15 protein-coding genes and 1 pseudogene are annotated in these 14,355 nt (G+C 34.9%); 9 read left to right on the top strand and 7 right to left on the bottom strand.

The window, feature by feature from the left end; translation table 11 throughout:
- Positions 1-105 precede the first annotated feature (105 nt).
- The 7 genes and pseudogenes from LPC09_RS02880 (at position 106) to LPC09_RS02850 (ending at position 4,928) form a co-directional block, all read left to right on the top strand.
- Positions 106-1,008 (top strand): TIGR01777 family oxidoreductase, encoded by a 903-nt coding sequence (locus tag LPC09_RS02880; protein ID WP_231308939.1) that lies wholly within the window; start codon positions 106-108, stop codon positions 1,006-1,008.
- Positions 1,009-1,072: 64 nt separating this feature from the next.
- Positions 1,073-2,200, top strand: coding sequence for an amidohydrolase (locus LPC09_RS02875; protein ID WP_231308938.1), 1,128 nt, complete (start codon positions 1,073-1,075; stop codon positions 2,198-2,200).
- Positions 2,201-2,725: 525 nt separating this feature from the next.
- Entirely contained in the window at positions 2,726-3,283 is a 558-nt protein-coding gene (locus tag LPC09_RS02870; RefSeq protein ID WP_231308937.1) for a GNAT family N-acetyltransferase, read from the top strand.
- Between the two features lie 120 nt (positions 3,284-3,403).
- Positions 3,404-3,532: a YfhE family protein gene (locus tag LPC09_RS02865; RefSeq protein ID WP_098798575.1), complete on the top strand. Its 129-nt coding sequence runs from the start codon at positions 3,404-3,406 to the stop codon at positions 3,530-3,532.
- A gap of 78 nt (positions 3,533-3,610) precedes the next feature.
- A complete protein-coding gene (locus LPC09_RS02860) occupies positions 3,611-3,802 on the top strand; it encodes a YfhD family protein (protein ID WP_231308936.1) in 192 nt (63 codons plus the stop codon).
- Positions 3,803-4,016: 214 nt separating this feature from the next.
- A pseudogene (locus tag LPC09_RS02855) lies at positions 4,017-4,317 on the top strand (N-acetylmuramoyl-L-alanine amidase); the annotation flags it as partial.
- Between the two features lie 35 nt (positions 4,318-4,352).
- The gene (locus LPC09_RS02850) at positions 4,353-4,928 is read left to right on the top strand and encodes a peptidoglycan-binding domain-containing protein (RefSeq protein WP_231309719.1); all 576 of its coding nucleotides are present in this window, start codon (positions 4,353-4,355) and stop codon (positions 4,926-4,928) included.
- 192 nt (positions 4,929-5,120) lie between these two features.
- Here the strand turns inward: LPC09_RS02850 and LPC09_RS02845 are convergent, their stop codons facing one another.
- Positions 5,121-6,254 carry a DEAD/DEAH box helicase gene (locus LPC09_RS02845; protein ID WP_231308935.1) on the bottom strand — a complete coding sequence of 378 codons (1,134 nt, stop codon included), beginning with the start codon at positions 6,252-6,254 and terminating at the stop codon, positions 5,121-5,123.
- A 666-nt stretch (positions 6,255-6,920) separates the two neighbouring features.
- Between LPC09_RS02845 and LPC09_RS02840 the strand changes: the two genes are divergently transcribed.
- Positions 6,921-7,118 (top strand): hypothetical protein, encoded by a 198-nt coding sequence (locus LPC09_RS02840; protein WP_231308934.1) that lies wholly within the window; start codon positions 6,921-6,923, stop codon positions 7,116-7,118.
- A 226-nt stretch (positions 7,119-7,344) separates the two neighbouring features.
- Here LPC09_RS02840 and LPC09_RS02835 read toward each other — a convergent pair whose 3' ends face one another.
- From LPC09_RS02835 to LPC09_RS02810, 6 genes are all read right to left on the bottom strand, one after another.
- Positions 7,345-8,538 (bottom strand): class I SAM-dependent rRNA methyltransferase, encoded by a 1,194-nt coding sequence (locus LPC09_RS02835; protein ID WP_231308933.1) that lies wholly within the window; start codon positions 8,536-8,538, stop codon positions 7,345-7,347.
- Between the two features lie 106 nt (positions 8,539-8,644).
- Positions 8,645-9,613, bottom strand: a complete 969-nt coding sequence (locus tag LPC09_RS02830) for a sugar phosphate isomerase/epimerase family protein (RefSeq protein WP_231308932.1) — start codon at positions 9,611-9,613, stop codon at positions 8,645-8,647.
- 76 nt (positions 9,614-9,689) lie between these two features.
- Entirely contained in the window at positions 9,690-10,703 is a 1,014-nt protein-coding gene (locus tag LPC09_RS02825; RefSeq protein WP_231308931.1) for a Gfo/Idh/MocA family protein, read from the bottom strand.
- A gap of 5 nt (positions 10,704-10,708) precedes the next feature.
- Positions 10,709-11,740, bottom strand: coding sequence for a Gfo/Idh/MocA family protein (locus LPC09_RS02820; RefSeq protein WP_231308930.1), 1,032 nt, complete (start codon positions 11,738-11,740; stop codon positions 10,709-10,711).
- Positions 11,741-11,801: 61 nt separating this feature from the next.
- On the bottom strand, positions 11,802-12,524 hold the full coding sequence (locus tag LPC09_RS02815) for a ThuA domain-containing protein (RefSeq protein ID WP_098798567.1): 723 nt from the start codon (positions 12,522-12,524) through the stop codon (positions 11,802-11,804).
- Positions 12,525-12,717: 193 nt separating this feature from the next.
- Positions 12,718-13,752, bottom strand: coding sequence for a LacI family DNA-binding transcriptional regulator (locus LPC09_RS02810; protein WP_231308929.1), 1,035 nt, complete (start codon positions 13,750-13,752; stop codon positions 12,718-12,720).
- A gap of 429 nt (positions 13,753-14,181) precedes the next feature.
- Here LPC09_RS02810 and LPC09_RS02805 point away from each other — a divergent pair, with 429 nt between their 5' ends.
- A complete protein-coding gene (locus LPC09_RS02805; protein ID WP_098798565.1) occupies positions 14,182-14,355 on the top strand; it encodes an asparagine synthase in 174 nt (57 codons plus the stop codon).

The raw sequence follows: 14,355 nt of genomic DNA, 5'->3' as shown, positions 1-14,355 counted from the left end.
AACTTGTTATAGCACATTCAAATGAGGTTATTTTTAAAAGAAAGGGTATAAATGAAAGAGATACACCAATTTAACATAACTATTCATCAAAAAGGAGTTAAATTTATGAAAATTGCCATTTCAGGTGGAACCGGCTTTGTCGGGAAGCATCTTACCCGATATTTTATAAGCAAAGGTTATTCTGTTTATATTTTAACACGAAGTAAAAAAACTTCTTCAGAAAATAATCTGCATTACGTTCAGTGGTTATCAGAAAACTCAAATCCAATCACAAGCTTAGAAGATGTAGACGTAGTAATTAATTTAGCTGGAAAAACCATTAATACCAGATGGACAGAAAAAGCAAAAAAAGAGATTGTAGACAGTCGCGTCGAATCTACTAAAGCCATATATTCTATAATAAATAGCCTTAAAAAAAAGCCGTCTGTTTTTATAAACGCAAGTGCGATTGGAATATACGGTACATCTGCAGAGCAAACTTTCACCGAAACATCTAATCACAAAGGAACAGATTTTCTAGCAAAAACAGTTGAGGTTTGGGAAAAGGAAGCTAACAAAATGAATGAACTTGGTGTAAGAACAGTATTAACAAGATTTGGGATTGTTCTTGGAGAAGAAGGAGCACTACCAAAGATGATTTTACCTTATAAACTTTTTGCAGGCGGTCCTCTAGGTTCTGGCCAACAGTGGGTGTCTTGGATTCATATTGATGACCTTGTTCATCTTATTCATCATATTATTCACACCCCTAAGATTACAGGTCCTGTAAATGCAGTGGCTCCGAACCCAGTTCAAATGAATCAGTTCGGAAAAACAATTGCAAAAAAACTACAACGTCCACATTGGTTGCCGGCTCCTTCGTTTGCATTAAAAGCTGTGTTAGGTGAAATGAGTCTCTTAATATTGAAGGGTCAACGCGTGTTACCTGAAAAAGCGTTAATTAGTCATTATGAATTCATATACCCCTCTCTTGATAAAGCTTTAGGTGACATATTAAAATCTCAATAATGCCTTGCCTAAAGGTTCCATGTGATAAAAATTCATTTTAAAAAGAAAGAGAATGAAGCCAGCTATGAAATCTACACTTTTTAAACAAGCAACAGTTTATCCTGTTGTTTCACCTGTTTTGTATGAAGCCGATGTTTTAGTTGAAGATGGTAAAATTGTTGCGATTGGTAAAAACCTAGAACCGAATGCAGAAGCAGAGATCATTATATGTAAAGACAAGTTTCTTTTCCCTGGATTTATTGATGTGCATACACATTTAGGTCTATATGATGAAGGTACTGGCTGGGCAGGAAATGATGCTAATGAGACAATTGAGCCTCTTACACCACATATAAGAGCATTAGATGGAGTACATCCATTAGATCCCGCCTTTAAAGATGCAATAAAGTATGGCATAACAACAGCGCATGTTATGCCTGGCAGTGCAAACGTTATAGGTGGTACAACCTCTGTTATTAAGACGTTTGGAATGAACATTTCTAAAATGGTTATTCAAGAAACTGCCGGCTTAAAGATTGCTCTTGGAGAAAATCCGAAGCGTATGCATAGCCACGGAAACAAGGAGTCCATTACCCGAATGGGAATTATGGGAATGCTTCGTGAAGCATTTTACAAAGCAAAACATTGTGATGAAAAAGAGGACTTCCGCTCTATTCCAATAAAAAAAGCATTGCAACGTGAAATACCAGTTCGTATCCATGCTCATCGTGCAGATGACATTATGAGTGCGATTAGATTCGCGGAAGAATTTAATCTAGACTATCGAATTGAACATTGTACAGAAGGGCATTTAATTGCTGAAGAATTAATAGGTAAAGGAGCAAAAGTATGTGTTGGACCTACTTTAACAAGAAAATCTAAGATTGAATTAAAAAACAAAAGTTGGTCAACATATCAGGAACTTTCTCAAAGAGGCGTAGAGGTTTCCATAACAACTGATCATCCTTATACGCCAATTCAATACCTTAATCTTTGTGCTTCATTAGCTGTTAGAGAAGGATTTAACGAGCAAAAGGCATTAGAAGGAATTACCATTACAGCTGCACGTAATTTAAGAGTTGCAGATAAAGTAGGCAGTATTGAAATTGGTAAAGATGCTGACTTGGTGGTTTGGAATTATCACCCTTTTCATTATTTAGCAAAACCTGAGCTAACCATGATCGATGGGGATATTGTCTTTAGAGAAAACTAGTAAGCTTGACTAGTCTTGAAAGAAGAATAAATCCCTTAAAACTCACAGATAAAATATGACAAATAAATATTATACCGATATTGTTTTTTCCTCATTCCCTTGTGATAACCTATTTATTTTCACTGCTTCCTAGTAAAGGGTTAAACCGTGTTAATTACTACGCATTGTTGTCAGAATATTTTACCAAAACTTTTAAAATGCACGTATATTAACAACTATTTTACGATATAAAAAAAAATTTTTAAATTCGACAAAAAAGGAGTATCTTTTTCAAATAAAATGCCGTATTATACTCCATGGAAGTAACATTAAAAGTGAATTCACCATTGTCTTCACTTTGATTAAAAGCTAATATAAACAACTAAATCTAGTAATGGGAAGGCAAATGGTGCGCCACCAGCTATTCTGGTTCTAGTGGGTTCGATTCCCACCCCGAAATTTTTTGAATGTAAGGCAACATAAAAAATTTCGAGGGTGGAGACGACCATATCACGTGGAGTCTGCCCTCAGGTTGGAGGGATCCAGATGCTAAAAAAACGTGATATTTATGATAGTCAAACACTTTATGAACACATGATTCACCCTGAAGTCTTCCCTTTTGTGCGTCATAAAGCAAATTCTTTTGAAGAATATTTATTTTTAACAAAACAAACGGTTGAGGCTGAAGAACGAGGTGAATTGATTTCACGTACCATTTTAGATGAATGGGGATCTCCAATCGGTACAATCAGTTTGTTTGATATTCAGGATAAAGCGGGGTTCCTTGGAACTTGGATTGGAAAGCCATATCATGGTAAGGGCTACAACAAACTTGCAAAAGATGCGTTTTTCAATGAACTTTTTTATGAATTAGATATTGAAACAATTTTCTTAAGAATTCGAAAACAAAATATTCGCTCAACAAAGGCTGCAGAGAAGCTTCCTTATGTAGTATATGCGAATGAAACAAGAGCACACTTACTTGAACAAATAAACAACGGCGAAGATATTTTTAACCTATTTGAAATTTCAAGAGATCAATATACAATCTACACATATCACAATGCTTCTGAAACTGACGAACAACATCTTAAAGAAGCTTAATTTAACCACAGGTGAAATTCCAATGAATTTCACCTGTTTTGTTTTTTTCCTACATCTGTATGAATAAACTTTATGATGTCAAAACTAATCATGATACTACATTTTGGAAGGATGATTATGATGGCATCAGAAAAAAAGAAAAGAGATAAATCTAAAAGTACTCTTTCAAGCATGCAAGAAGTAACCTATTCCCGTGAGTTTAAGAATGCTGATCGAGCTGGTGGATACATAAGTAAACAAAGACACTAACTTCCAACATGAAATGATGAAAAAAAGCCATCCTAAGTTTGAACAAGTTGTTCAAAATTTTTTAGGGGGGCTTTTTTTATGGGTAGAGGTCATAAACATAATCATAAAGCACGAGATAAAAACTCTTCATCACTTCCACAAACACCAAAAAATTTAAAAAGAGATGGTATTGACGAGGAATTTTCAAGGGAACTAGCCGACCAAAACGATATTGAGGCTCAGGCAAGAGCAAAAGCAGCTGATCAAAGACAACGCGCAAATAGAAATTAATAATATGTATGTGGATAAGGAAGTGGGAATCCCCACTTCCTTTTTATTTCCCGTGGATAATTTGTGGATATTTCAACATGATAATTGTGGATAATGTGGATAAACATGTTAGTATCTTTGTTTATAGTATCTTATTATCCACAATTAACTGTTTATATTATAAATAATAGCTGCTGTTTATAATGTGGATAATGTGAATAATTAATTGTGTTAACAACCTTCCGCTTCTGCCCATACCTTTATTGATGATAAATATATTTTAGAAATCATTCCTTTAACTGAAATTGCTTACCATGTTCGATCAAATGTAACAACTGATAACAGGCTATATGGTGCAAATGCCAATAGTGCAGCAATTGGAGTGGAGTTATGTCATGGAGGTACAATCAATTTCCAAGAAGCATATAATCGCTATATATGGTATCATGCCTATCTTTGTGACAGATTTAATTTAGATCCTAGTGCAGATATAGTTGCACATGCCACACTTGATCCAACAAGAAGAACTGACCCAATCGGGATATTACGTAGTAACGGTATTTCTTGGTCCATGTTTATTGATGATGTATCCGAAGCATTAAGTAATTTTAATGGGGCAGCAACACCAACTGAACAAAATGAAACACCTCCTACTCCAGTGGTAAAAGGAACTTCTGTTACCTTGCCGATTGGTGAAGGTGACTCCGGCTCTTTTGTTCGAGATATTCAACAACAACTGATCAGAGCAGGTTACCGTTTACCTCGCTACGGAGCAGATGGAGTTTTTGGTGAAGAAACAGAAAATGCAGTAATGAGATTTCAAAGAAACTTTAATTTAGCTGTTGATGGATTAGTAGGCCCAAATACACTTTCCAAATTACAACAAGTAAATCAACAAAGAATATCAGCACCAGACTTCCCACTACCATCAGGAATTCTACGACGTGGAAGTGAAGGAGAAGGAGTTAGGCAAGTTCAACGTGCTTTAAAGCAAATCAACTTTGATCCAGGTTCAATTGATGGTATATATGGTCCTAGAACAGAAAATGCAGTGAGAAGATTTCAACAGATGTACGCAGCTCTTGCAGATGATGGAATATACGGTCCAAACACAAGAAAGTATATTCGTATGGAATTAGAAGATTAGTTCATTAAAATATGAATAACAAACCAGATCAGAACATAAATTAATACTACATCACAGAATAAACAACAGGATCTTAAGAAAGCACGTCGCTCATATAGAGTGGCGTGTTTTTTTAAGTAGATCCCGGTATCTTACTGCTTCCTTAAAATCAAAGAAGATCTAACAACAAAGTGTTAGATCTTCTTACTAATGTTATACTTCAGCCAATTCTCCTCGATATAGCTCATTCTTTCTTACATTAATATTTAACTCCTTTGCAAGCTTCTTTAACTCCCTTTCTTCCCGTTCCGTCACGATCGATACAACAGTCCCTGAAGCACCTTGTCTTCCTGTTCTACCAGATCTATGTACATATTGAGAGCTTGTAGATGGTAAGTCATAATGAATAACATGTGTAAGTTCTGCTATATCTAAACCTCTTGCAGCAACATCTGTTGCAAGTAAAAGTCCTTGCTTTTCTGTTCGAAGACTTTTTAACGCAGCTTCTCTTTCCTCTTTTTTGGTGTCACTATGCAATAGATATACATCCACTCCTTTGTAATCGAGCTTCTCTCCTAATACACTTAAATTTCCAATATCCTTAACAAATCCTAATGCTTTCATAGGAATATTCTTCACGAGTTTTTCCATAATGAGTGCTTTTTCTCTTTGTTCACAAACAAGATAAACATGATCAACTTTTCCAGTTGGTACTTCTTCCTTTCCAACCTTTATTATCTCAGGATCCTTTTTCATTAGATCTCTTGCTTTCGATTCAGTACTTTCATTTAAAGTTGCTGAAAAAAGTACTACTTGTCTTTCATTAAGAGTTGTTTTCACAATATCATGTATTGTTTTTTTGTGTTCAGGGATTAAAAGCTGATCTCCTTCGTCAAGAACAATAGTCTTTACTTCATGCATTTTTAATTTTTTCATTTTAATTAATTCATAAATTCTTCCTGGTGTACCAAGGATGATTTGTGGACTTTTTTTCAGCTTATCTATCTGTCTTTTTACATTTGCTCCTCCGATAAATGATGCACTTGTAATTCCACTACCTTCTGACCATTTCTTTACTTCGTCGAAAATTTGCATAACAAGCTCTCTTGAAGGAGCAAGGATAACCACTTGTGCTGCTTTTCTATTTACAGCTATTTTATTTAATAATGGTAGCACATACGCTAATGTTTTCCCTGTTCCAGTTGGGGATTCGGCAATCACATCTTTTCCTTCAAGTATTTGTGGAATAGCTTTAACTTGAATCGCCGTAGGATTCATAAATTCTGCTTTTGACCAATTAGATTGAATAAATGGCTCAAGCTCTTGTAAAAAATTCTCTAGTGTCATAATTGTAACTCTCCTTTACTTTTACCGCTTTATGTAACTATTATGATTAGACTGTTTGTGCACACACATTCAGTTGTTCTCACTCATTTAAAAAGTCATAATAATAGTATTATTCCCTTTTTAGCTATCATTTAAAAAGTCAGTATCATTAGTATAGCTTTTTTTCCCTGAAGAGAAATAACTATTCGTCATATTTCCCCAGAAATAATTTAATTTCTACAAGATTTTCTTTTTATCAAATTAATACATTATCTTTCTAACTTTTTCTTATCTTTTTATGTATAGAAATCTCTTAATAAGGGAATAGTAATCGTACATCCCCCCTTTACTATATATTGAAAAAGCCTCCTGATGGAGGTTTTTTTCCTTTTACCTCTGAACATCTATTTTTATTTAATTCTTATAAAATTTGTTACATTTTATACTAGATTTTAAGTCTTTATAATTGATGAGAATTCCTTCCTACCAAATGTCGATTTACAGACATCCCTTAACCATGTTTCTTTCCAAAATGACACCTTCTTTATTTTTTTCGCATTTTATGTTTACATCACATCAAATTAGGGTAATACCCCACTAGCATCAACAAAAACTCCATACTATCAGTGTTCGATTGAGCATTTATATATGAATTTGATTATGAATTAAGAAAAGGTGGTTTTTCCAATGGTTAAGGAAATTCAAATTAAAAAAATGAATGAAATTAACGACGAATTAGCAGCTATTTCAAATGAATGTGAACGTGCTTTCTCGGAATGGTTTCATGATCGAGGTAATTCAAAACTATTAAAAGAATATCGCTCACTTCTCGGTAAACGTGAAGATATCATAAAAGAATACAAATCATATCTTATTATTAACTGAGTTAATTTCATAAAGATGAGTCTTAAATCAAAAAACGAAACATTTTTATACATCCTGAACTGAATATTAAACAATACACGGGTAAAAACACTATTAAAGGTGAGATTCATACGTTTTTTGGTAACGAATGATACATTATGAAATTGATTCAACTAAACATAATAAATACACTTATTACTTACTATACGAGGCTAACAAGAACGTGTTCTTGTTAGCCTCACTCAAGTTAATTCTTACTTAAAATAACTACTTTTAAGTAATTTCCTTCTTTAAATTCCCGACGTGTCTTAAAATCAGATGGTAAACTAAATTCTTCAAGAATCGTATAAGCTTCTCTACTTTCTTCAAAAGCCTTTTCAATAAACCCTTTAAATTTCTTCATACTAAATGAGCTACAATTGGATGACGCAACGATAATCCCCTTTTTAGAGGTAATTTGGATCGCTTGCTTTAATAAGTCAGGATAATCCTTACCTGCACTAAATGTATGTTTTTTTGACCGGGCAAAGCTAGGTGGATCCAGAATGACCATATCGTACTTCAAATTCTTTCTAACAGCATATTTAAAGAAATTAAATACATCCTCCACAATTATATCTTGTGCCTCATAATCAATTTCATTTACACTGAATTGTTCTATTGTTTTTGCTTTGCTTCGGTTAGCAAGGTCAACACTAGTTGTTTTTACAGCACCTCCGATTGCAGCAGCAACAGAGAAAGCACCTGTGTAAGAGAAGGTGTTCAGTACATGCTTCCCTTTTGCATACTTGTCACGTATTGCTTTTCGAACATCTTTCTGATCCAAAAATACTCCAACCATTGCTCCATCATTTAAATAAACAGCAAACTTAATTCCATTTTCTTTCACAATAAGCGGGAAATTTGCCCTTTCTCCAAGGACAAAGTCGTCATCCTCAATGTATGTCCCTTTAACATCGAATCTCTTCTTCTCATAAACACCTTTGAAATCCACAATTTTTCTCAGTGCTTCCATTATGTCTTTTTTAAAGTAATAAATTCCTTCACTATACCAGGTGATTACGTAATAACCATCATAATGATCAATCGTCAATCCACCAATTCCATCACCTTCGCCATTAAAAACCCGAAAAGCTGTTGTGTTTTTATCTATATAAAATGATGAGCGATCATTTATTGCTATTTTTAGTTTTTTCTCAAAAAAAGATTGATCAATTACTTCATGTTGATTATTAGTTAAAATCCATCCTCTCCCTTTGTTTTGTATTCCATAGTATCCTTTACCAAGGAAATGATTGTTTTCATCAAACAAATCGAGAAATGAGCCCTCTTCTTTTAAAGCATTTATATTTTTTATTGCTTCTTTATTGATTAGTGGATATCCTGATCGAAATTGATTAACAAAATTAGATTTGATTTGAAGTTTAACTGTTTTATTCATCTACTCACACCTATTTTTTTATTTCCGTATTACGAATCTATTCCATCATACCGATCTTTTTACAAAAAAGAAAACCCCTCTTTGATAGAGGGGCTGGAAAATGCCTTTATACCCACCACATTTGTGATGGCTGCTCATTAATTAATACAGATTTTAAATTAGTAACAGCACGCTCAAAGCCTTCATCAATAGACATGATTGGATCTTCATGTTCAATACTTACAACATAATCATAACCATAAGTACGTAGCGCACTCATCATGTCATTCCACTCTGTTAGACTGTGACCACAGCCAACTGATCTGAACGTCCAAGCTCTTGTTTGAACTTCACCATATGGCTGCATATCAGTTAATCCATACATATTGACATTATCTTGGTCAATATAAGTATCTTTTGCATGGAAATGATGAATAGCATTAGCTTTACCTAAAATTTTAATCGCTGCAACCGGATCAATTCCTTGCCACCAAAGATGACTTGGATCTAGGTTCGCACCAATTGCATCACATGTCGCTTCACGAAGCTTTAACATTGTATATGGCGTATGTACTAAAAATCCACCATGTAACTCTAAACCAATTTTTACATTATGCTCTTTCGCATACTGTCCTACTTCTTTCCAATATGGAATTAACTTCTCTTCCCATTGCCACTTTAGCACATCGCCATATTCGTTTGGCCAAGGAGTAACAGGCCAGTTCGGATATTTTGCTCCCTCATGGTCACCAGCAGTTCCTGAAAATGTATTAACAACAGGTACATTCATTAACGATGCAAGTTTGATTGTTTTCTTTAGTGTTTCTTGAGAATCTTGAGCAAATTCCTTATCTGGTGAAATTGGATTACTATGACAACTGAATGCACTAATAACTAAATCCCGCTCTTGTATTTTTCCTAAGTACTCATTACGTTTTTCTTCACTCTCAAGTAATGCATCCAAGTCACAATGAGATCCACCTGGATAACCACCAGTTCCAATTTCAACTGCCTGCAAACCGGAAGCTTTTACTCGATCTAACATTTCCTCAAAAGATTTATCATTAAATAGAACTGTAAAAACACCTAATTTCATCGAAAGTCCTCCTTTAGTATTATCTTTACTCATGAATATCCAGAGGATTCTAGACATTCATGAGTTTACTTCTTCATTATTTTGACTCTGCTGATTGATAGATTTCATCAATAATTTGAGAAACCTGCAAAGCTTCTTCTGGTTTTACAACAAGCTCAGCTCTTCCTAGACATGCATCAAGAAAGTTCCTAGCCTGAGATAGACTAGGATCATCCTCACCAGAAATCCATGCAGCTTGACTGTTTATAAGCATGTCATCTTTCGCCGCATAAAACTCCAGAGGGAAAACACTTAATCCACCATCAACGCCTGATATACTTACGTGCTCTTCATCATCCAATATATTTGCAGCCCATGACGTTTCTAGTAATAAAGACGCCCCATTTTCAAACTTAATGTATGCTGTTACATGGTCGTCTACATTAAATGTTTCATGGTCAAAACTACCCCATTGATTAACTGAATTAGGTTGTTTACTTAATGCATTGTACGTACTTCCATTTACCTCAACGTACTTTGGACTTCCCATTAACCAAATAGCCAAATCTAGCAGGTGACATCCATAGTCAATTAAGCTGCCTCCACCTTGGAGTGATTTATTTGTAAACACACCCCAGCCAGGCACCTTTCTTCGTCTCAAGGCTCTTACTCTTGTTACAAGTGGAGTACCTACATCTCTCATCATTTTCTTTGCTGCCTGTGAATTTTTCATAAAACGATAATGATAAGCAATCGCTAATACTTTATTTGTACGATTCGAAGCTTCAAGCATTGCTTCACATTCTTCTGCTGTAAGTGCCATTGGCTTTTCACATAGAACATGTACTCCTGCTTCTAATGCTGCAATCGTAATTTCCGCGTGAAATTTATTCGGTGTACAAATAACGACAGCATCAACATGTTGAAACATATCCTGATAGTTTTCAAATACCATCTCAATTTTAAATTTCTCTGCTGCTTCCTGTGCTCTGTCTTTGTTAACGTCACTTACAGCTGATATTACACAATCCTCAAAGCCTTGAAAAGCTGGGATATGTCGGCCTTGTGCAATACCACCGACTCCGATTATTCCAATTTTTAGATCACTCATTCTCATCACTCAAATACTTTTGCAATTGTTTTTGTTTCGTTTGATTTAAGTGCAGCAATGATAACAGCTAACGATTTCATACCTTCTTCTCCAGTAATTAGAGGTTCTTTATCTTCGACAACACTTGAAATAAAGTGATCAATAACATGTGAAGAGTTTTGACCGCCTTCATCGTTTGATTGAATTTTTCCAAGCTCATATTTAACTACTTCACCGTTTGTATATTGAACAACTAGTGAATAAGCTGGATTATCCTCTAAACGAATAATTGCCTTCTCACCATAGATAATCGTTGAGTTATCTTCTTTTGCAGTGTAAGACCAGCTTGCTGCAAGTGTTCCAATAATTCCACTTTCCGTTTTAAGGGCACAAACAGCCGTGTCGTCAACATCAGCAAAGTCTTTAGCAGATGTTTCAATGAATGCTCCAACCTCAACAATTTCTTCTCCAAGTAAATAGCGCATTAAGTCTGTTTTATGAACACCTAAGTCACCCATTGCTCCGATATATGCTTTTTCCTTTTCAAAGAACCAGCTATCTCTACCATCTTGGCTCCAGCCTTCTGGACCAGGATGTCCGAAAGCTGTTCTAAAGCTGTAAATCTTCCCAATAGAACCGCTTTCAATTAATTCTCGAGCAATTTGATGTGAGCGTACAAAACGCTGATTATGAGCAATCATTAGCTTTTTACCATTTTTCTTAGCAGCTTCAATCATTGCATCTGCTTCTTCTTGAGAAGTTGCCATTGGCTTTTCACATAATACATGAAGACCATTATTTAGAGCTTCAATTGTTACAGGTGCATGCAAGTAGTTAGGTGTACATACACTAACAACATCGACCTCTCCACTATGGATCAGCTCTTTATAATCAGTAAATGCTTTTGCACCATATTTATTCGCAATTTCTTTCACACGATCTTCTACAATATCACACACAGCCACTAGCTCTACATGTTGATTTGACGCATATTCAGGTAAGTGACGATACTGAGCAATACTTCCACAACCGATTACACCAACTCTTAATTTTCCCATTAATAATTCCTCCTAATATGTTAAATGAATTTTTCTTATTTTTTATAAAGTAGGTATTATCTTACTTAGCTGAGATTGTTTCTAAAGGCTTCGCATTTCCATAAACAGGACGTTTACGGTTAACAGGCTTTACATATTTAACAGCATTTTTTATTACAGTTTGTACTTGCTCGTTATGGTATGTTGGGTATGTTTCATGACCTGGACGGAAGTAGAATATCTTGCCATTACCACGTTTAAAAGTACATCCACTTCTAAAGATCTCTCCACCCTCAAACCAGCTTGTAAAGATCAACTCATCCGGTGTAGGAATGTCGAAGTGCTCACCATACATTTCTTCTTTTTCAAGTTCAATATACTCTCCAATTCCTTCTGCAATTGGATGACTAGGATCTACAACCCAAATTCGTTCTTTATCATCAGCTTCACGCCATTTTAAATCACAGCTTGTTCCCATTAACTTTTTGAAAACCTTAGAAAAATGTCCTGAATGCAACACAATAAGTCCCATTCCATCTAACACTCTTTGCGCAACCTTTTCGACGATTGAGTCTTCTACTTCATCATGTGCAAGATGCCCCCACCAAACGAGTACATCAGTATTTTCTAAAACCTCATCTGTAAGTCCGTGCTGAGGCTCATCTAATGTAGCCGTTTTCACTTCATTGTTGTCTTGTTGTAGAAAATCAGCAATAGCACCGTGAATTCCTTTTGGATAAATCTCACTAACTACGGGATTTTTCTTTTCATGTCTGTTTTCATTCCATACTGTAACTTTAGTCATTGTATTCATCCTAATCTATTCGTATTTTTTATCATGATGTCATAGTTATATCATTTATCATATACAAATTTTTACTAGTTATCTGTTAAACTTATCTCTTGAATACCACTCCATTTATTACATCTAAAGTAATGGAGTTAGTGAACCGGTTAACAAACCAAACAAATTATTTCGATTAGATGAGTTCACCTCCTTAAATGTCTGACTTTTCTTTAGTTGAATCCCTGACAACAAGTTCAACAGGGAGCATGATCTGCTCTGGGTGTACATCCTCACTTTCAATCACAGTGATACATGTTTCTGCTGCAATTGATCCTTTTCGAAAAACATCCTGACGTATTGTCGTTAAGCTCGGTGAAGAAAATTTACTAATCATCAAGTCATCGAATCCAACAATTGCATAGTCTCCAGGAATTCTTTTTTTATGATCATTTAGTGATTTAATGATTCCTAATGCAGTAATATCAGAAGAGGTAAAAATACCTGTTATATCTTGTTTTTTCATTAACTCTAATCCAATTGAATATCCATTTTCAAAGGTGTTTAATTTTCCTTCAACAACCATCTCTTTTTTAAAAGGAATACCAGCTTCCTTAAGAGCCCGTTTAAAACCTAAAAAACGTTGACCGTCGACCGCACTATCTATTTTTCCATTTGGTACAAAGCAGATTTGAGTGTGACCAATATCGATTAAATGCTTTGTGCCCAAATATCCACCTAGCTCGTCATTGATGCGAATATTATGATATGCATTAGCATACTCCTCAAACGAATCGACAAACACCAGCGGAATAGATAGCGGTTTCATTTTTTCGAATACATTAACAGGAAACTTCCCTAAAACCAAAAGGGCATCTAAGTTTCGCTTCATGATCCAGTTTTTGCATTCCTCCGCTTTAGATATACCGGAGATAACAAAATCATATCCATTTTTCCGGCAAGTATATTCAACACCACTTAACAATTCGCTAACATATGGATTTTCCTTTAAAATCGGTGCTAAGGTATCTTCAACTAATGGCATAATCACACCAATCATCTTGGACTTTCTTTTCGATAAACTTATAGCTGTAAAATCCGGTTGATAGTTTAATTGTTCAATAGCCTGTAACACACGATCTTTCGTTTCATCCGATACCTTGTTTACTCCATTGAGTACGTATGACACAGTAGCGGCCGAAACTCCAGCATGTTTAGCTACATCACGTATTGTAATTTTTTGATTCATATTGCCTCCCGGTTAAACGGTTAACTTATGATGTCATTATATAATGTTGGGTGAAAAAAGATCAAGGGGTATATAAAAATTTTTATTCTAGTTGTCTAAAATTATGTACTTATTCAATACAAATTCTTCCATTAAAAATCTTAAATCTATCATGTATAAAAAGAGCAAAAATGGCAAAGATGATACTATTAACTTACTAGATTGCGAGGAAATAAACATGATAAAAAAATTCTTACCGGCTGTTTTGCTAATCTTTTTTACCTTTGTAGGCTTTAGTGTTTACTTTTTATATCAACTAAGTATTTTCACTTTAAAAGTAATGGTTTATACCATTTAAATTAAAATGATCCCTTACATAAATCCCCTTGTAATGCACACACTAATCGTGGTGTTTATTACACCAATAACAACGATGTGGGGGAAAATGACATGAATATTCGTGAAGGATTAATACCAACTGCATTAGGTTCAGCTGTTACTGCTACTGGATATGCATTAAAACAAAGACGCGGTTCTAATAAAATGGTCGCAAATACTGTTTTTGGTTTTGGTCTTGCCCACGTAGTATTAGGTGCCATTGACCTTGTCCAACATCGACGTTAA

It is taken from the genome of Metabacillus sp. B2-18, assembly GCF_021117275.1.
Lineage (GTDB): Bacteria > Bacillota > Bacilli > Bacillales > Bacillaceae > Metabacillus.
Note: the sequence above shows the minus strand (reverse complement) of the source record. Positions and strands in the feature narration are given on the sequence as shown.

Bases quoted from the DNA above. Each gene is read 5' to 3' on its own strand.
- LPC09_RS02880 (WP_231308939.1), top strand. From the start codon at position 106: ATGAAAATTGCCATTTCAGGTGGAACCGGCTTTGTCGGGAAGCATCTT.
- LPC09_RS02875 (WP_231308938.1), top strand. From the start codon at position 1,073: ATGAAATCTACACTTTTTAAACAAGCAACAGTTTATCCTGTTGTTTCA.
- LPC09_RS02870 (WP_231308937.1), top strand. From the start codon at position 2,726: ATGCTAAAAAAACGTGATATTTATGATAGTCAAACACTTTATGAACAC.
- LPC09_RS02865 (WP_098798575.1), top strand. From the start codon at position 3,404: ATGGCATCAGAAAAAAAGAAAAGAGATAAATCTAAAAGTACTCTTTCA.
- LPC09_RS02860 (WP_231308936.1), top strand. From the start codon at position 3,611: ATGGGTAGAGGTCATAAACATAATCATAAAGCACGAGATAAAAACTCT.
- LPC09_RS02850 (WP_231309719.1), top strand. From the start codon at position 4,353: ATGTTTATTGATGATGTATCCGAAGCATTAAGTAATTTTAATGGGGCA.
- LPC09_RS02845 (WP_231308935.1), bottom strand. From the start codon at position 6,254: ATGACACTAGAGAATTTTTTACAAGAGCTTGAGCCATTTATTCAATCT.
- LPC09_RS02840 (WP_231308934.1), top strand. From the start codon at position 6,921: ATGGTTAAGGAAATTCAAATTAAAAAAATGAATGAAATTAACGACGAA.
- LPC09_RS02835 (WP_231308933.1), bottom strand. From the start codon at position 8,538: ATGAATAAAACAGTTAAACTTCAAATCAAATCTAATTTTGTTAATCAA.
- LPC09_RS02830 (WP_231308932.1), bottom strand. From the start codon at position 9,613: ATGAAATTAGGTGTTTTTACAGTTCTATTTAATGATAAATCTTTTGAG.
- LPC09_RS02825 (WP_231308931.1), bottom strand. From the start codon at position 10,703: ATGAGTGATCTAAAAATTGGAATAATCGGAGTCGGTGGTATTGCACAA.
- LPC09_RS02820 (WP_231308930.1), bottom strand. From the start codon at position 11,740: ATGGGAAAATTAAGAGTTGGTGTAATCGGTTGTGGAAGTATTGCTCAG.
- LPC09_RS02815 (WP_098798567.1), bottom strand. From the start codon at position 12,524: ATGACTAAAGTTACAGTATGGAATGAAAACAGACATGAAAAGAAAAAT.
- LPC09_RS02810 (WP_231308929.1), bottom strand. From the start codon at position 13,752: ATGAATCAAAAAATTACAATACGTGATGTAGCTAAACATGCTGGAGTT.
- LPC09_RS02805 (WP_098798565.1), top strand. From the start codon at position 14,182: ATGAATATTCGTGAAGGATTAATACCAACTGCATTAGGTTCAGCTGTT.